Origin of the sequence: Bifidobacterium choladohabitans (assembly GCF_016102005.1) — a bacterium.
GTDB classification, from domain to species: Bacteria; Actinomycetota; Actinomycetes; order Actinomycetales; family Bifidobacteriaceae; genus Bombiscardovia; species Bombiscardovia choladohabitans.
This window is the reverse complement of record NZ_JACFPL010000002.1, coordinates 221,368-238,868: the sequence shown is the minus strand read 5'-3', so window position 1 is coordinate 238,868 and position 17,501 is coordinate 221,368. Positions and strand designations below refer to the sequence as shown.

Sequence of the window (17,501 nt, the reverse complement as noted above, 5' to 3'; positions counted from 1 at the left end):
TTCCAGGGGAGGAACCCGAAAGGCCTGCTTTGTGACCAAGGTCACGTATGCGCAAGGCCGACAGCGGTTAGTAGAAGCGACTCACCGCATCAGGCCGTCAGCCGAGCGAGTGCAGGGCCCGATCCAGCTGGTCCAGAATCCGCATGACCGTACCCCGGCGCACCTGTTCGCGATCGCCGTCCAGATGCAGCTCATAGGCATAGGTGCGGTAGGCATGGGACTGAAGGCCGGTCTCTATACGTCGACCCAGCACACGAACAGGCAGGGCCAGACCGATGTAGACCAGCCCGGCAGGATCGTCCCCGTCAGGGCCCGGACCGGCCACACCGGTAGTGGCCATGCCGATGACCGTGTCCTCGTGCCCCGGCCTGGTGTAGAGCCTGGCCGTGCCCTCGGCCATCTCCTGGGCGACCCGTGGATGGACCGCGCCCTGGGTGGCCAGCAGGTCCTGGTCCACCTTGAGGATGGCGGCCTTGGCAGCGATGTCGTAGGTGACGGCCGATCCAAGAAAGACGTCTGAGGCCCCGGGGATCCTGACGAAGGCATCGGCCAACAGCCCCCCGGTCAGCGATTCGGCGGCGGCCAGGAACAGGCCCGAATCACGGCAGGTGTCGATGATCCGTCCAGCCAGGTCGTCGCAACGGCCCTGCACGCTCTTGCCGATCATCGCCGCATCCCCATCACGTATTCCGCTCCCGAGTAGAGGCAGAGGGCCAGGGCCACCAGGATGACCACGCGGGTGGCCACCAGGTACCAGGGCCAGACCGTCGACAAAGGCACCATGAGCATGCCCAGGCCGATGCACTCAAACAAGGTCTTGTACTTGCCAGCCTGGGAGGCGGCGATGACCCGGCCCTGCTTGTTGATGACCAGGACCCGCAGCAGGGTGATGCCAAGTTCCCGCACCAGGAAGAGCACAGTGACCCACCACCAGAGCTCGCCGAAGACGGAGGCCACAATCAGCGCCGAACAGATCAACAGCTTGTCGGCGATGGGGTCCATGAGTTTGCCCAGCTCGGTCACCTGGTTGTACCGGCGGGCCAGCCACCCGTCCAGCTTATCGGTCGAGGCGGCGAGGACGAAGAGCACGGCGGCGGTCCAACGCATGCCAGGCCTGCGTTCGCCCCAGGGACCGGCCATCAGATCCAGGGCGATGAAGACCAGGACCAGGAGGATACGGGTGTAGGTGACCAGGTTTGGGGGTGAATTCCATCCTTCGAGAAGTCTGCGCCTCTCACGACCGGTCTCTGACTCGGCATGCTCCTGCATTGCCACTCCTTATACGCGATACTCGTGCGCTCGGGCCGTCCAACAAGAGATGCCGGGCGGCAGTTTCATCATAACGGTAGACCAGGCCCAGCTTTTTGGGCCGATGTTCAGCCCTGCGCTTGCTCATCCGGGGCGGGATCCATGGAGGTGGCGTCGCCTCGGATGAAGGCCAGGGCCTGCTGCAGCTGCGGCGGCTGGATGAGCACCTCGCGGGCCTTGGAACCCTCCGACGGCCCCACAATTCCCCTCGACTCCAGCAGGTCCATCAGCCTCCCTGCCCTGGCGAAGCCCACACGCAGCTTGCGCTGGAGCATGGAGGTGGATCCGAACTGGGTGGTCACCACCAGCTCGGCCGCCTGGAGCAGCTCGTCCATGTCGTCGCCGATCTCCTCCTGGATCTCGTTCTTGTGGTCGGCCTTGTCGGCCATCTGCTCGATGTCCTCACGGTAGTGGGGCTTGCGCTGGGTGCGCACATAATCCACGGCCTTGCGGATCTCGGACTCGGAGACCCAGGCGCCCTGGACGCGGGTGGGTTTGGCCTGGCCCATGGGCAGGAAGAGGGCGTCGCCCTGGCCGATCAGGGTCTCGGCTCCGGTGGCATCCAGAATGACCCGGGAATCCGTCGAGGAGGATGTGGCGAAGGCCAGCCTGGAGGGAATATTGGCCTTGATCAGGCCGGTGACCACATCCACCGAGGGTCGCTGGGTGGCCAGGACCAGGTGGACGCCGGCGGCACGCGCCAGCTGGGTGATCCGCTGAATGGAGCTCTCCACGTCGTTCTTGGCCACCATCATCAGGTCGGCCATCTCGTCGACCACCACGACCAGGTAGGGGTACGGGGCCACCTTGCGGTTGGAGCCGGCGGGGGCGTGGACCTTGCCCTCGCGGACAGCCTTGTTGAAGTCTTTGATGTGCCGGAATCCGAAGAACTGCAGGTCGTCGTAGCGGGAGTCCATCTCCTTGACCACCCATTCCAGGGCCTGGGCGGCCTTCTTGGGTTCGGTGATGATGGGCGTGAGCAGGTGGGGAATGCCGGCGTAGGCGCTCAGCTCCACACGCTTGGGGTCCACCATGATCAGGCGGACCTGTTCCGGCGTGGCCCGCATGATCAGCGAAACCAGCATGGAGTTGATGAAGCTGGACTTGCCCGAACCTGTGGCGCCGGCCACCAGCAGGTGGGGCATCTTGGTCAGGTCGGCGGTCACATAGTGGCCTTCCACGTCCTTGCCCACGGCGGTCATCATGGGGTTGTCGTCCTGCTGGGCCTTGTCGGAGCGCAGCACGTCGCCCAGGTGGACGATCTCGCGGTCCACATTGGGAATTTCGATGCCGATGGCCGACTTGCCGGGGATGGGAGACAGGATGCGCACATCCGAGCTGGCCACCGCGTAGGCGATGTTGCGCTGAAGGTTGGTTACCTTCTCCACCTTGACACCCGGGCCCAGCTCCACCTCGTACTGGGTGACCGAAGGGCCGCGCAGGAAGCCCACCACCTTGGCGTCCACGTCAAACTGCTGAAAGGTCGATTGCAGGGCCTTGATGACCGCGTCGTTGGCCGAGGTCCTGACCGCGTGGGGCTTGCCCTTGACCAGCAGATCCGTGCTGGGCAGCACATAGGGTCGGCTCTCGTCCACCTCGCGATCATCTGAGGAGCTTGAGGCGTCGGTACCCTGGGCTCCGGCCGTGTGATTACCTGCTCCCGGAGCGGGTTGGGCATCCATCTGCACAGTGTCCGCCGCAGCTGCGGCAGCGGCCCAGGGGTCCGAAGCCCCCACGCCGGACAGGGCAGCTGGATCCACCTTGGGGTGTCCTTGCTCCCTGGCATCCAGGAGAGCGGCCGTGGCCGGGGCCTCCACCGCAGGCATGTTCTGCGTGGACACCTGGTCAGATTCGGCATCCTGCGCCGACCGATCACCCTGGTCAGCCCCTTCAAGAGAAGCCGCCTGGGAGAATGGCTCGTCAGCCTCGTAACGTTCCAGATGGGTGTCCGTATCCTTGCCGATGCGGCCATGCAGCAGCCGACTGAACCAGCCGGCCACCCCGCCCTTGCCGGGGTTCTGGGCATCCTCCTGGTCCTGCTCCTCGTGTGTTGGCACGCCGGGCGCCAAGGGCAGGGTGTCGTCCCCCAGCCGGACCTCGTTGGGGGCGGTCTGCGCCGAAGCCGAGCTGGCGGCATGGGTCCTCTTCCCGCGCAACCAGGCCATGAGGTCGCTCATATGGAATCTGAAGGTTATGAAGAGGCCGAAAATGGCCACGAGGACGAAGATGATGACGGCGAAGACCTTGGACAGCCCCCAGGCCAGGGGCGAACCCAGAAAGAACCCCAAAAGGCCACCTGAGTCGCTGATGGCCTTCATGTCGAAGCCGCGATAATCCGAGGCCATGAGCACATCCAGAATGGAGCAGACCGACCAGAGCACCACCATGAGGCCGCCCACCACAGGCAGGTTGCCCGCCTCGCGCCCTGTGTAGCAGACCAGCCGAAAGGCCGCAAAGAGCAGAACCACCGGCAGGATGATGCTGCAGAGCCCCAGAACGCCCGCAGCCATGGCGTGCAGTCCCCGCCCCAGGAAGCCGTTCACACGGAACCATTCGCTGGCACAAAAGAGCACGGCCAGGATGACCAGCACGAAGCAGAGCCCGTCCTTACGGTAGGCGGAGTCGTCGCCGTTCTTGCCGGCCACGGCACGTACCAGGGATCCCAGGCCCCGGGGCAGGGCCAGCAGGGCCTTGTGCCAGAAGGGTTCCGGGTCTTGACTGTCCTTGGATGCGGTCCGGCCGCGACCGCGTGCGTCTGCTTGCTGCTTACGTGTCATAACCCTTTCAGCCTACCCAAAACCCCGGTCCGCATCGGGCCTGCCGGGTCAGTGTGCACAACTCTTTCAGACGGGGGCCGCCAGGGCTAGCATCGTTGGCATGACACCAGCCGAACGTCAGAGCGCCGTAGCCTTCGCCCTGCGCAACCTGCTTCTTGATGACCGTCAGCCCGGCCCTCCGGCCCTGCAGGCGGCAAGCGACTTTATGGCGGGCAGAAGGCAGGCCGAAGCACTGTCCGACCAGGCCCGGCATTTGGAAGCCCAGAGCAATAGTACGAACGCCAATGTGGATGCCCTCTTTCTGCGGACCATCCTGATCTGTCAGCGGCCTTGGGCGACCGAGGGCGATCTTGAAGAGCTGCAAGCCATCCACCGCCGGCTGCTGCCCAGCCTGCCGGAAGAGCGGGTGCTGCGGCGACCTCAACCGGGGGACGAGGCCAGCCTGTATCCGGCGGCCATGCTGGAGCAGGGAGCCGCGGCCATCGGCCAGGAGCTGGCTGCCGAACGCAACCTGGCCAGCCTGGACCGTCCGGTCTTCGTTGACCGTCTGGCCCACTACTACGACGAGCTCTCCTACCTGCATCCCTTTGCCGACTGCGACGGCATGACCCTGCGCATCTTCCTCTCACGCCTGTCCCACGATGCGGGCTGGGACCTGGACTGGGGACGCGCCGATCCGACCGCCCACCGCCGGGCCATTCAGCAAGCGCTCCGGGGCAAGACCGACGACCTGCAGGCCCTGATTGCAGGCATGGTCCGCCCGGTCAACCCAACCAGAATATTTCTGATAGCCGGATGGGACCAAGGTCCAGCCCACTGAGCCGACAGCCTCAGCCCGACAGTCTCAGCTGGCCAGCCGCTCGTTGCCGCTGCGCTTAGCATCCTGGATGATCTGGGCACTCTGACTGATCAGTTCTGTCGCCCCGGCCTGGTCGTGGTCGCGCACGTGCCCCCAGTATTGTATTTTGAGCTCCACATACCGCTTCCGCGCCCGCAGGTCGGCCATCCGCTGGTCCAGCCGTCGTCCCTGCTCGGCCAGGAGCTCGATCTGCCGTCCGGCGGCCTCGGCTCCCCCGGCACGGTTGCCCAGATACTCCCGCATGTGCTCCAGGGACATACCGGTGGCGCTCAGGCAGGAGATGGTCTCCAGCAGGTCCAGATCCTCCTGGCTGTAGCAACGGTGGCCGCTCGAGGGGTCCCTGGCGACGGGCGGAATGATGCCGATGGTCTCGTAGTAGCGCAGGGTGGTCTCCGGCATCCCCGACATGAGCGAGGCCTGGCGGATGGTGTACCAGGGCCCGGATTCCTGGTCGGCTTGGGTTTGGGCGGTCTGGGTTTCAGCCTGGGGCTGCATGATGGTGGTCATACCCGTCCAGCCTAGGAACTTCAAGTACTTGAAGTCAAAGCGCACCCAGATAGTGTCTGGTCACCCTCCCCTGGTCCGATTGGTCGGCCTGGGCATCCGCCTGGTCGAAGCGGCCTTGGTCGGCCTGGTCCACCAGATTCAGGGCCTGCTGTGCCAGGTCCGGGGCCAGGGCGTTCAACCAGTGGATGCGCGGATCCCGGCCGAACCAGCCCATCTGTTTGCGGGCCAGGCGCTTGGTCTTCTGCGCTATCAGCTCGAAGGCGTCATCCAGATCGGTGCGGCCGTCCAGATAGTCAAGAATCTGTTGATAGCCCAGGGCGCGTGAAGCCGTGGTCCCCAGGCGGTCTCGCAGCCTGCTCACTTCGCCGACCAGCCCCTGGTCGCGCATGGCCTGGGTGCGCTGGTCGATCCTACGGTCCAGCTCCTCCCGGGGCAGATCCAGCCCCAGCTGCAGGGCGGGCAAGAGGTAGCGGTATCGGGGCAGGCTGGCCGAATAGGGCCGTCCGGTGATCTCCATGACCTCCAGGGCCCGCACGGTCCGCCGCACATTCCGGGGATCCATCCGGGCCGCAGCCTCCGGGTCCCGCTCCTGCAGCTGGCGGAAAAGCAGCCCGGGGCCTTCCTCTTGGGCCCGCTCCTCCAGCCTGGCCCTGACCGCCGGGTCGGTGCCGGGGAAGGACAGATCGTCGATGACCGCCCGGGTATAGAGCCCGGAGCCGCCGACGAGAATGGGCCGGATTCCCTGCGCCCGCAGGTCGGCTATCAGGGACCGGGCCATGGCCTGGAAGCGGGCCACGCTCATGGCCTCCTCCGGCTCGATGATGTCGATCAGGTGGTGGACCACCGCCTGCCGCTCCCCTGCCGAAGGCTTGGCCGTGCCCACATCCATCCCCCGGTACATCTGGTAGGCATCGGCATTGACGATATGAGCCTCCTGCCCGCGCGCCTGGAGCGCCTGTGCCAGGGCCACGCCCAGGGCGGTCTTGCCCGAGGCTGTGGGACCCACGATGGAGACGATGCGGGGTTCAGCGGATGTCATAGACCTGCCCCGCCCGGGGATCCGGATCGGCAATCAAATAGTGGGGCCCGGCCTGGGTGACGGTGCAGGTGACCAGGTCCCCGGGCTTTGGCGCAGGCATTCCCTGGGGGACCCCGACGTGGACCAGTACACCGGTGCGCTCATGCCCGGTCACCCGGTGGGTGCTGCCGTCGTGCCGGCCGTGCCCGTCGCCGATCAGCACCTCCACCTCTTTGCCCAGGAAGTCCTGCATATGCTCCATGGTGATGGACTCCTGCAGGGCCTGCAGCCGCTCGAACCGGTCCTGGACCACGGCCTTGGGCAGCTGGGGCATGCGGGCGGCCGGCGTGCCGGGCCTGGGAGAATACTCAAAGATGAAGGCCGACGAGAAGCGCGCCCGACGCACCACATCCATGGTGGCCTGGAAGTCCTCCTCGGTCTCCCCGGGGAATCCCACGATGATGTCGGTGGTGATCAGGGCATCGGGCATGGCAACCCGCACCTTGTCCAGGATCTGCAGAAAGCGCTGGGACCGGTAGGAGCGCCGCATGGCCCGCAGAATCCGGTCGGAGCCCGACTGCAGGGGCATGTGCAGCTGGTGCATGACCGTGGGCGTCTCGGCCATGGCGGCGATCACATCGTCGGTGAAGGCCGCCGGATGGGGCGAGGTGAAGCGGATCCGCTCCAGCCCAGGCACCCGTCCGCAGGCGCGCAGGAGCCGGGCGAAGGCGTAGCGGTCACCCGTGGACCAGCCGTAGGAGTTGACGTTCTGCCCCAGCAGGGTCACCTGGCGGGCCCCGGATCGCACGCAGTCCTCAACCTCCTGCAGGATGTCGTCCATGGACCGGTCCCGCTCCCGCCCGCGCACCGAGGGCACGATGCAGAAGGTGCAGGTGTTGTTGCAGCCGACCGATATGGATACCCAGGCCTGCGAGCGCGAGGCCCTGACCGCCGGCAGCCGCCCGGGCAGATCCCGAAGCTCCTGCGTAACCCCCACCTGGGGCCGCCCGTCCTTGCGGGCCTTGTCCAAAAGCCCGGGCAGCGAGCCGATGTCCCTGGTGCCGAAGACCGCATCCACCCAGGGTGCCGCCTTCACGATCCACTCCCGGTCCTTCTGGGCCATGCAGCCGCCCACGGCGATGCGCGTGTCGGGCTTGTGCTGCTTGAACCTGTGCCAGCGCCCGATGGTCCCGTACATGCGCTGGGTGGCGTTGTCGCGCACGGCGCAGGTGTTGAGCACCATCACGTCCACCTCGCGCGCGCGGACCTGCTCGGGCGTGGCCTGCTGGTAGCCCTGGGCCCGGAGCACCCCGGCGATCCGCTCGGAATCGTGCTCGTTCATCTGGCAGCCCAGGGTCCGCACATAGTAGACACCCCTGCTGTCCTTACGCTGAGCGGTCACGCTCATGCCCTCGCCTGCTTCCATAAACCCTGATTGTATGCGCAGGTCGGGTCCCGCGGCCATCGGGGCCTGTGCGTACCATAAGTCATGGTTACGAACGGCGGCATGGGAGGTTCATGTGATACTCGACCGTAACAGTGCCATGAGCGCATCCGAAATGAAGCAGCGACTGTCCGACCTGGACGAAAAGGACCGTCCCAAGCTGGACATCGACGAGATAACGGAATTCGTCAATCTCATGCAGACCTACGAGGGGGCCATGTACGAGATTTCGACCAAGCTGGACGTGCTGGACACGGAATTCCAGGTCCGGTTCAGCCACAACCCCATCCACCACATGGAGCGCCGGCTCAAGAGCGTGGACTCCCTGATCGGCAAGCTGCACCGCAAGAACCTGCCCGTCACCATTCCCTCGGTGCGCGATCACATCTTCGACGTGGCCGGCGTGCGCGTCATCTGCAACTACCGGGACGACGTCTATTCGGTCTCCCGCTACCTCTCCGACCAGTCGGACATCCAGGTGCTGAGGGTCAAGGACTACATCCGCAACCCCAAGATGAACGGCTACCGCAGCCTGCACGTCATCTACGCCGTGCCGGTCTTCCTGACCTCGGGCCCCCACTACACGCCGGTCGAGGTGCAGTTCCGCACCATCGCCATGGACTACTGGGCCTCCCTGGAGCACCAGCTGCGCTACAAGTCCGACCTGCCCGACGCCCGCCTGGCCGAGCATTCGCAGACCCTGCTGGACTGCGCCCGCTCCCTGCAGAACATCGAGGTGCAGATGCAGTCCATCCACCGCGACATCTCAGGTTCGCCCCAGGAGCAGGAGGCCGACGACGAAGCCATCAGCGGCAATGCCGATTAGCTGAATCATCACAAATCCTTTACCATAGAAGCCAGGCCAGGTGGAAGGGTTGGGGCTTCCGCCGGGTCCCAGGAGGAGGCTTCGCCTTCAAGGTCGGGTCTCCTCCTGTACCACCATCCCTTAGAAGTCGAAGTTGTCGGGATCCGCACCGGTGCGCTCGTCCCTGTTCATGGCGGTGATGGCCTTCATATCCTCATCGCTCAGCTCGAAGTCGAAGACCTGCGCGTTCTGCTCGATCCGCTCCTTGTGGGTGGACTTGGGGATGACGATGACCCCGCGCTGCAGGTGCCAGCGCAGCACGATCTGCGCCGGGGAGCGGTCATAATGCTCGGCCATGGCCTTGAGCCTGGGGTCGGCCAGCAGGTTGCCGCCGGTGCCGCCCAAGGGGCTGTAAGCCTCCACGTCCACACGCAGGGTGCCGTGGCAGTAGTCGATCAGGTCGTCGTTGACGAACTGGGGCGAGGACTCGATCTGGTCAACGGCCGGCTTGGTGCCGCTGATGGTGTGCAGCTCGTCCAGGTGGTGCTTCTGGAAGTTGCAGACCCCGATGGCCCGCACCCGTCGCTGGGTGTAGAGCTCCTCCATGTCCTCCCAGGCCTGCTGCCAGCCCTGGGCGGGCCAGTGGATCAGGTAGAGGTCCAGGTAGTCCACGCCCAGCCGGTCCAGGCTCTCCTTGAAGGCCTCCTTGGTCCGCCCCGCACGGATGTCGTCATTCCAGAGCTTGGTGGTCAGGAAAACATCCCGCCGGTCAACCCCGGAGCGGCGCAGACCCTCCCCCACGGACTGCTCGTTGCCGTAGATCATGGCGGTGTCGATATGGCGATAGCCCGCCTGCAGGGCCCAGGTGACGGCCTGGCTGGTGGCCTCGCCATCAGGTGTTTGGAAGACCCCGAGACCCAGCTGGGGAATGCTGACCCCATTGTTGAGGGTGATGACGGTGTCGGTGACGTTTCCTGTCATATAGTCATGCTCCTTATCGGCCAATCAACGGCCGTGACGTGTTGTGTGTTCATTCTATCTGCCAGGCAAGATGGGATCAGCTCTTGTTTAAGGCCTACCGTCGCGCTTCTGCATTTCGTGCGTTCTCTGTTGGCTTGGTGGTAAAGTGAAAATTGGGGTTGTTGGGAGATAGCTGGCTTCTACTTTATGGGCGATTAACGCCCACAGTAGCGTCGGTTCATCAACTTTGAAAGACGTTAATGCTGATAGGCAGGAGGCCTTGATACCGCTTGGCATTGGTGAAGGGGATTGATTTCATGCATCTGGGTACTCATCTGCGTCGCGCATCGGCGACGGCGATCGTCCTGCTGGGCCTGCTGGCAGGCCTGGGTGTCGCGTCCGCCAACGCGGACGATGTCGTGTCCGCCAGTCCGGCGGACACTCCTGTATTTAGCGGGGGGGGGGGGGTCGTCAGATCCCTCGCGTAGCTGAGCAAACCCCCGGCACACTCCCCAACAGCGCAACCAGCACTCCCCTGCCTTCACCCTCGCCGCTGCAAACCGCATCACCCCTGAACCCCACGGCACCAAGCCCAGTCCCGTCAACGCCGAAGGACGCCACCAACAGCACAAGCTCCTCTACAGCCAAGCCATCCGGCAAGACGGACGGTCAAGCTTCGCACACGGTGCGCTTCGACCCAGACGACGGCAACACTCCTACCCAGGCGACCGTGAAAGCCGGGACGCTTGCCTCACCTCCGCAAAAGAACCCGCAACGTGAGGGTTTCCGGTTCGACGGGTGGACACGTGACGGCCAACCCTTCGATTTTCAGACCCCCATCCTGCAGGACACAACCCTGAAAGCCAAATGGAGCAAAGCCACGGACTGGACGCTGAGCCCGGACCACGGACCCGCCTCCGGCACCCGGGTGACCATCAGCCCACCCAGCCTGCAAGAGCCCTACTATGTCAGCGTCCAAGCCGCAGGGGACCAGTTTACCGGTCTGACCGGCGACGGCCGCATCTACACCTGGGCACAGGACGGCACACCCAAGCAGGTTCCCTCCCCCGCCCATGCCCCCGACGGGTTCCGCTACCAGCAGACCGCAACCGGCGACCAATGGCAGGCCGCAATAGGATCCGACCAGCAGATCTACACCTGGACCAACGGACAAACAACGCCCACCATCCTCGACACCAAGCAGAACACCAGGTTCACCAGCATCAGCATGAACGACGACCTGCTGCTGGCCGTGGACCGGCAGGGACATGTCCACATCTTCCAGGCCAGCCAGACCGACAGCCAGAACGAAAAATTGACGGAACAAGCCACGACCGTCCTGCCCGGACAGGCCCAGGCAACACTGGCCGTCGCCTCCCCCAGCCGGACCCTCGCCCTGGACGCGGACGGGCAGGCCTGGACCTGGAACACAAGCAAGACCGCCAACGTCAAGCCCGAACGCATCAGACAAGACCAGGGCATGCGCATCACCCAAGCCCAAGCCCTCAACCAGGGTCTCCTCCTGGGCGCAACCGGGCAGGCCTGTTACCTGGCCGACGGCAAGACAAGCCTCGCAACCACCGGCCTGTCGGAAAACATGAAAGCCAGCCGGATCACCGCCAACAAGAACCAGGCCGTCATCACCGGCACGGACGGCCACATCTGGACTTGGAAGCCCGGAGAAACACCCACGCGCGCAGACAAGGGGAGCCAGCCCTACACACAGGCCGCCATTACAGGCAGCAGGATCACCGCCCTAGACAGGCAGGGCAGCCTATACCAGTGGAGCATCAACACCCAGAGCCAGCCAGACAAGCCAGCAAAAGTCAACACCACCCAGGCGGCCACTCTCGAATCAGCCAGCCTGGACGGGCAGCCGCTGACACTCAACAAAACAGACGGCTCCTGGCAGGCGGAAATGCCCGCAAGCCAGCCCGGACCAGTCACCATCACACTGACTGGCAGGCAGGACGGCCAGCCCTTCACCCGAAGCTTCAACTACACGGTAGACCAAACGCTTCTGAAGGACATCCGACAGAGTTCCACATCCACGGTCACCTTCAAGACATACGGAGGAAGCCCCAAACCCGGAGACCAGCAAGTTACCTATCCCTACGGGAGAGTCCAACGGCCCTCACCCGACCCAACCCGCAGCGGCTACCAGTTCGACGGATGGTTTATCAACGAAGTCGCCTACGACTTCAGCAAGCCCGTCACCGAAAATCTCACCCTCACCGCCAAATGGACCAGCAAAACCCCCAACACCTCCTGGAGAATCAACCCCGACAAGGGCAGCCAGCTCGGCCACGAAACCACCACCATCACCCCGCCAGACAGCACCAGCGGTATCAGGTTCAGCCAGGTCGGCGGAGCAAAATACTATACCTATGTTTTTTCCTTGGCGGTGGGCAGCGACGGGAAAGCCTACGCATGGGGAGACAACACCTATGGTCAGCTCGGCGACGCAACGACTAACAGCCGGAGTACGCCGAACATAGTGAGGAAACCTGCAGGCGTGCCGACCAACTTCACCTATGTGCAGGTCAGCGCAGGAAAATGGCATTCGCTGGCCGTGGGTAGCGACGGATACGTATACGCCTGGGGCAGCAACCAGCATGGTCAGCTCGGCAACAACACCACAACGTATTCCTCTGTTCCTGTGCGTGTACGCGACCCCGCCAGCCCCAATGACCCGAACAAAGGACTCAAAGCCATACAGGTCAGCGCCGGAGACGAGCATTCACTGGCCTTGGACAGCAACGGATACGTCTACGCCTGGGGATGGAACGACAATGGCCGACTCGGCAACAACAGCACAGCAGATTCATCTTTCCCCGTGCGCGTACGCGACCCCGCCAGTCCCACTGACCCGAACAAAGGACTCAAAGCCGTACAGGTCAGCGCCGGATGGCACCATTCGCTGGCCGTGGGCGGCGACGGATACGCATACGCCTGGGGATTAAACAACTATGGCCAACTCGGCAACAGCAACAAAAACGCTTCGTCTTTTCCTGTTCGCGTGCGAGACTTCGCCAGCCCCAATGACGCAAACAAAGGACTGAAAGCCGTACAGGTCAGCGCCGGATACTCTCATTCGCTGGCCGTGGGCGACGACGGATACGCATACGCCTGGGGATTAAACAACTATGGCCAACTCGGCAACAGCAACACAGTAGATTCGACAGTTCCTGTGCGCGTACGCGACCCCACCAGCCCCAAGGACGCGAGCAAAGGGCTCAAAGCCACAGCGATCAACGCTGGAGGCGAGCACTCACTAGCTGTGGGCAGCAACGGATACGCATACGCCTGGGGATGGAACCTGTATCGCCAGCTCGGCGACGGCACTACCCGCAACTCAAGTGTTCCTGTGCCAGTACGCGACCCCACCAGTCCAGCCGACGCTAGCAAAGGGCTACAAGCCACACGGTTCAGCGTCGGAGACCATCATTCGCTGGCCGTGGGCAGCAACGGATACGCATACGCCTGGGGAGAAAACAGCTATGGCCAGCTCGGCGACGGCACTACCGACGACTCAAACGTTCCTGTGTCAGTGTTGTTCAACCTGCAGCCGGTGATCACTGCAGCCAGATTCGACACCGACCCAGGCACGAACCTGGCTCCTGTCAGCAACGGTAACAGCGTAACCGTGCTTACACCCGCACACCAGCCAGGTACGGTCACAGTCAGCGTCGACTATGCGATGGGCGGCGCAGGACGCATCCTGACCGACACCTCCCTCAGATACACATACCTGCCTGCAGGCGTGCTCCCCAAGGCCGGAGGGGAGGGCATCCTGCTCGCCCTGGCCACCGGCATGACCGGCATGGGCGGGGTCCTCGCATCCCGCCGCCACCGCAGGGAACAACACCAACTGCTATACGCTTCGCACGAGTAAGAGCGGCCGGGCGGCGTATCAATCCCCCCGCCCCCGGCCCACCTAGGGGGAGCAGGGAGGAAACGTGCCAATCAAGGCTCAAACCCCAAGAGAGCCGACACTTCCCTCCCGCACCCCCACCACACTCCGCCCAGCCTGCAAAGTCTGGACGGCACATCAGGAGAGGGGGCAACCGCCACGGCGGGATGTGGGCATGCAACCACCCCACCATGGCGGCCGTCCCTGCCTGATTCCAGCCAGAGCAAACACTCTTTATACCGCCAAATCGGCCATGTAGAATTGAACAAGACGACCATCCGCCACAGGCGGGAAGACAAGGAGGAGCAGATGGCTTTCAACGGGAATCCGCGGCCGCAGGCCCCATACGGTCAGTACACACAGCAGCCGATGCCGACCATGCAGGGTGGTGAGCCCTACGGTATGGGTTCGCCCATCGACAACAACGCAGCATACAGCTTTGAAAAGGCGGAGCGGGTCTCCATGTCCCGCGCCTATGCGGAGATGGCGGTCGGCCTGCTGGTCACCGCCCTGACGGCCTACCTGACCGCCCGGACCGGACTGCTCCTGGCCTTCATGCAGGCCACGGGCGCCCTGGGTTGGATCGGCATGGCCGTGGTCCAGGTGGCCTTCGCCATGATTCTGAGCGTCCGGGTCATGCGCATGCGCACCTCCACCGCCCGGGTCATGTTCTACCTCTATGCGGCCCTGATGGGCTTCACCCTGAGCACCATCTTCATGACCTACTCACTGCCCTCCATCATGCTGACCCTGGTGATCAGCGCGGGCTTCTTCTTCGTCCTCAGCATGCTGGGGCTGACCACGCGGCGCAACATGCTGGGCATGGGGTCCATCTTCATGGCCGGCCTGCTCATGCTGATCCTGGTCCAGGTGGTCATGCTCTTCCTGGCCCCCTCCGACACGGCCCTGCGCGTGGTCTCGGCCATCGGCATCATCCTCTTCGCCGGGCTGACCATGTACGACGCCCAGCAGACCAGGGTCATCTTCGCCACCTACCGCAGCCAGGGGCCGGAGGCCATCAAGCGGGTCTCCATCCTCTGCGCCCTCAACCTCTACCTGGACTTCGTCAACCTCTTCCTTTACATCCTGAACCTGGTCGGCGATCGCAACTGATAAAAGAACATCCCCGCCCCTGACCTTGTAAGCGGGGATGTTTTATATCTTCAGGCCTCCTGGTCGGCCCTGGCCAGCAACCCGCGCAACACGTACTGCAGGATGCCGCCGTTTCGGTAGTACTCAGCCTCGCCAGGGGTGTCGATGCGCACCTTGGCCGCAAACTCCACCCTGCTGCCGTCGGGCCGCTGGGCCAGCACCTGGACCTGCTCGGGCAGGGAGCTGTTGAGCTCATCAATGCCAACCAGGTCATAGGTCTCCTGGCCGTCCAGCCCCAGGCTCTGGGCCGACTGACCCGCTGGGAACTCCAGCGGCAGCACGCCCATGCCGATCAGGTTGCTGCGGTGGATGCGCTCGAAGGACCTGGCGATGACGGCCCGCACGCCCAGCATCCGGGTGCCCTTGGCCGCCCAGTCCCTGGAGGAGCCCGTGCCGTACTCGCTGCCGGCCAGCACCACCAGGGGCGTGCCCTTCCTGGCGTAGTCCTGCGCCGCCTCGAAGATGGTCGTCTCCTGGCCGTTCAGGAAGTCGTAGGTGAACCCTCCCGGGTGCACATCCAGTCCCACCGAGGCCAGCAGCTGGTTGCGCAGGCGGATGTTGCCGAAGGTGCCCCGGACCATGACCTCGTGGTTGCCGCGCCGGGAGCCGTAGGAGTTGAAGTCCCTGGGGGCTATGCCATGCTCCTGCAGGTAGCGGCCGGCCGGTGCGTCGGCCTTGATGGCCCCTGCGGGCGAGATGTGGTCGGTGGTGACCGAATCCCCCAGCAGGGCCAGCACCCGGGCCCCGTGGATGTCCTCCAGGGGGTCGGGCTGGGCCTTCATGCCATCGAAGAAGGTCTGGCGGCGGATGTAGGTGGAATCCTGATCCCAGTGGAAGAGCTCGCCCTCCGGCACCTCCAGCTTCCGCCAGCGCTCGTCCCCGCCGAAGACGTCCGCATAGTCGCGCAGGTACATGTCCCGGTCCAGGGCGGTGCCCACCACGGACTCGATGGCCTCCTGGGAGGGCCAGATGTCCGCCAGCATGACCGGCTTGCCCTGGCTGTCCTGGCCCAGGGGGTCGCTCCAGGGGTCGAAGTCCATGCTGCCGGCCAGGGCGTAGGCCACCACCAGGGGCGGCGAGGCCAGGTAGTTCATCTTCACGTCCGGGCTGATGCGCCCCTCGAAGTTCCTGTTGCCCGAGAGCACGGCCGTCACCGTCAGGTCGTGATCGGCGATGGCCTGGTGGATGGCCGGGTCCAGGGGTCCGGAGTTGCCGATGCAGGTGGTGCAGCCGTAGCCGACCAGCTCGAAGCCCAGGGCGTCCAGGTCCTTGCTCAGGCCGGTCCGGTTCAGATAGTCCGTCACGACCTGGGAGCCAGGAGCCAGCGAGGTCTTGACCCAGGGCTTGGGCTTGAGGCCCCGGGCCCGGGCCTGGCGGGCCAGCAGACCGGCGGCCACCATGACCGAGGGGTTGGAGGTGTTGGTGCATGAGGTGATGGCCGCGATGACCACATCCCCGTCCCGCAGGCTGAACTCGCTGCCGTCGGCCTTCCTGACCGGCACGGCCTGGCCGTCTGCGTCCCTGCCTTGGTCGCTGTAATCCTTCAGGTCCCGATGGAAGGTCTGCTGGGCCTGGTCCAGCAGGATGCGGTCCTGGGGCCTCCGGGGGCCGGCAATGGAGGGACGCACCGTGGACAGGTCCAGCTCCAGCACCTGGGAATACTCGGGCTCGGGGCAGTCGGCATCCTCCGGGTCCATCCACAGGCCGTTGGCCTTGGCATAGGCCTCCACCAGGCGCACATGCTCGTCGCTACGGCCGGTCAGACGCAGGTAGTCCAGGGTGATTCGGTCGATGGGGAAGATGGCGCAGGTGGAGCCGAACTCGGGGCTCATGTTGCCCAGGGTGGCCCGGTTGGCCAGGGGGACCTGGGCCAGGCCCTTGCCGTGGAACTCCACGAACCTGCCGACCACGCCCACCTCGCGCAGCATCTGGGTCACGGTCAGCACCACGTCGGTGGCAGTGACCCCCTCGGGGATGGATCCGGTCAGCTTGAAGCCCAGGACCTGTGGGACCAGCATGGAGATGGGCTGGCCCAGCATGGCCGCCTCGGCCTCGATGCCGCCCACGCCCCAGCCCAGCACGCCCAGGCCGTTGACCATGGTGGTGTGCGAGTCGGTGCCCACGCAGGAGTCAGGGTAGACCAGGGCCGGCCCCTCCCCCTTGGTCCTGTCCCTGCGCATGACCACCTGGGCCAGGTACTCCAGGTTGACCTGGTGGATGATGCCGGTGCCCGGGGGCACCACACGGAAGTTCCGGAAGGCCTGCTGGCTCCAGCGCAGGAAGCGGTAGCGCTCACTGTTGCGCCGGTATTCCATGTCCATGTTGTGTTCCAGGGCGCCGGGCACGCCGGAGCTGTCCACCTGGACGGAGTGGTCGATGACCATCTGCGCGGGGATGAGCGGGTTGACCAGGGAGGGGTCGTCGCCCAGGGCCTTGACGGCATCGCGCATGGTGGCCAGGTCGACCATGCAGGGCACGCCGGTGAAGTCCTGCATGAGCACCCGGGCGGGACTGTACTGGATCTCCCTGTCGGGCTGGGCCTTGGGGTCCCAGTCCAGAAGCTGGTCCAGCTGGTCCCGGGTCACCGTGGTCCCGTTCTGGTGCCGCAGCAGATTCTCGGCCAGGATGCGCAGGCTGTATGGCAGGTGGTCGATGCCCGGCAGGTCGCTGATCCGGTAGTATTCGAACTCCTCGGAGCCCACCTTGAGCTTGGAACGACCGGCATCTTGTGCGGATTCTGACATGCACCACCCCTTCC

12 protein-coding genes are annotated in these 17,501 nt (G+C 64.7%); 4 read left to right on the top strand and 8 right to left on the bottom strand.

Annotated features, from left to right (window positions below; translation table 11 throughout):
- Nucleotides 1–97 precede the first annotated feature (97 nt).
- From H3S97_RS04490 to H3S97_RS04480, 3 genes are all read right to left on the bottom strand, one after another.
- Nucleotides 98–667: a CinA family protein gene (locus H3S97_RS04490; protein WP_198176587.1), complete on the bottom strand. Its 570-nt coding sequence runs from the start codon at nucleotides 665–667 to the stop codon at nucleotides 98–100.
- Nucleotides 664–1,269: a CDP-diacylglycerol--glycerol-3-phosphate 3-phosphatidyltransferase gene (pgsA, locus tag H3S97_RS04485; RefSeq protein WP_198176588.1), complete on the bottom strand. Its 606-nt coding sequence runs from the start codon at nucleotides 1,267–1,269 to the stop codon at nucleotides 664–666. Before pgsA ends, H3S97_RS04490 begins: the two co-directional genes overlap by 4 nt.
- A gap of 107 nt (nucleotides 1,270–1,376) precedes the next feature.
- Nucleotides 1,377–4,085 (bottom strand): FtsK/SpoIIIE family DNA translocase, encoded by a 2,709-nt coding sequence (locus H3S97_RS04480; RefSeq protein ID WP_198219781.1) that lies wholly within the window; start codon nucleotides 4,083–4,085, stop codon nucleotides 1,377–1,379.
- A gap of 100 nt (nucleotides 4,086–4,185) precedes the next feature.
- Between H3S97_RS04480 and H3S97_RS04475 the strand changes: the two genes are divergently transcribed.
- On the top strand, nucleotides 4,186–4,905 hold the full coding sequence (locus H3S97_RS04475; protein WP_198206422.1) for a Fic family protein: 720 nt from the start codon (nucleotides 4,186–4,188) through the stop codon (nucleotides 4,903–4,905).
- A 24-nt stretch (nucleotides 4,906–4,929) separates the two neighbouring features.
- On the opposite strand, the gene H3S97_RS04470 is transcribed toward H3S97_RS04475, so the two are convergent.
- Genes H3S97_RS04470 through miaB form a run of 3 tightly spaced genes read right to left on the bottom strand, consistent with a single transcriptional unit; the run spans nucleotide 4,930 to nucleotide 7,895 of the window.
- Nucleotides 4,930–5,451 carry a MerR family transcriptional regulator gene (locus H3S97_RS04470; RefSeq protein ID WP_198219780.1) on the bottom strand — a complete coding sequence of 174 codons (522 nt, stop codon included), beginning with the start codon at nucleotides 5,449–5,451 and terminating at the stop codon, nucleotides 4,930–4,932.
- Between the two features lie 34 nt (nucleotides 5,452–5,485).
- Nucleotides 5,486–6,490: a tRNA (adenosine(37)-N6)-dimethylallyltransferase MiaA gene (gene miaA / locus H3S97_RS04465; RefSeq protein ID WP_198219779.1), complete on the bottom strand. Its 1,005-nt coding sequence runs from the start codon at nucleotides 6,488–6,490 to the stop codon at nucleotides 5,486–5,488.
- Nucleotides 6,477–7,895, bottom strand: coding sequence for a tRNA (N6-isopentenyl adenosine(37)-C2)-methylthiotransferase MiaB (miaB, locus tag H3S97_RS04460; RefSeq protein ID WP_232345382.1), 1,419 nt, complete (start codon nucleotides 7,893–7,895; stop codon nucleotides 6,477–6,479). The genes miaA and miaB overlap by 14 nt, the downstream gene beginning before the upstream one ends.
- 133 nt (nucleotides 7,896–8,028) lie before the next feature.
- On the opposite strand from miaB, the gene H3S97_RS04455 reads away from it, so the two are divergent.
- Nucleotides 8,029–8,739 (top strand): GTP pyrophosphokinase, encoded by a 711-nt coding sequence (locus tag H3S97_RS04455; protein ID WP_045924161.1) that lies wholly within the window; start codon nucleotides 8,029–8,031, stop codon nucleotides 8,737–8,739.
- Between the two features lie 120 nt (nucleotides 8,740–8,859).
- Here H3S97_RS04455 and H3S97_RS04450 read toward each other — a convergent pair whose 3' ends face one another.
- Nucleotides 8,860–9,699, bottom strand: a complete 840-nt coding sequence (locus tag H3S97_RS04450) for an aldo/keto reductase (RefSeq protein WP_198179156.1) — start codon at nucleotides 9,697–9,699, stop codon at nucleotides 8,860–8,862.
- A gap of 664 nt (nucleotides 9,700–10,363) precedes the next feature.
- Between H3S97_RS04450 and H3S97_RS04445 the strand changes: the two genes are divergently transcribed.
- On the top strand, nucleotides 10,364–13,573 hold the full coding sequence (locus tag H3S97_RS04445; RefSeq protein WP_198219778.1) for an RCC1 domain-containing protein: 3,210 nt from the start codon (nucleotides 10,364–10,366) through the stop codon (nucleotides 13,571–13,573).
- 327 nt (nucleotides 13,574–13,900) lie between these two features.
- Nucleotides 13,901–14,704, top strand: a complete 804-nt coding sequence (locus tag H3S97_RS04440) for a Bax inhibitor-1/YccA family protein (protein ID WP_198219777.1) — start codon at nucleotides 13,901–13,903, stop codon at nucleotides 14,702–14,704.
- Nucleotides 14,705–14,754: 50 nt separating this feature from the next.
- On the opposite strand, the gene acnA is transcribed toward H3S97_RS04440, so the two are convergent.
- Nucleotides 14,755–17,487, bottom strand: a complete 2,733-nt coding sequence (gene acnA, locus H3S97_RS04435; RefSeq protein ID WP_198219776.1) for an aconitate hydratase AcnA — start codon at nucleotides 17,485–17,487, stop codon at nucleotides 14,755–14,757.
- Nucleotides 17,488–17,501 lie beyond the last annotated feature (14 nt).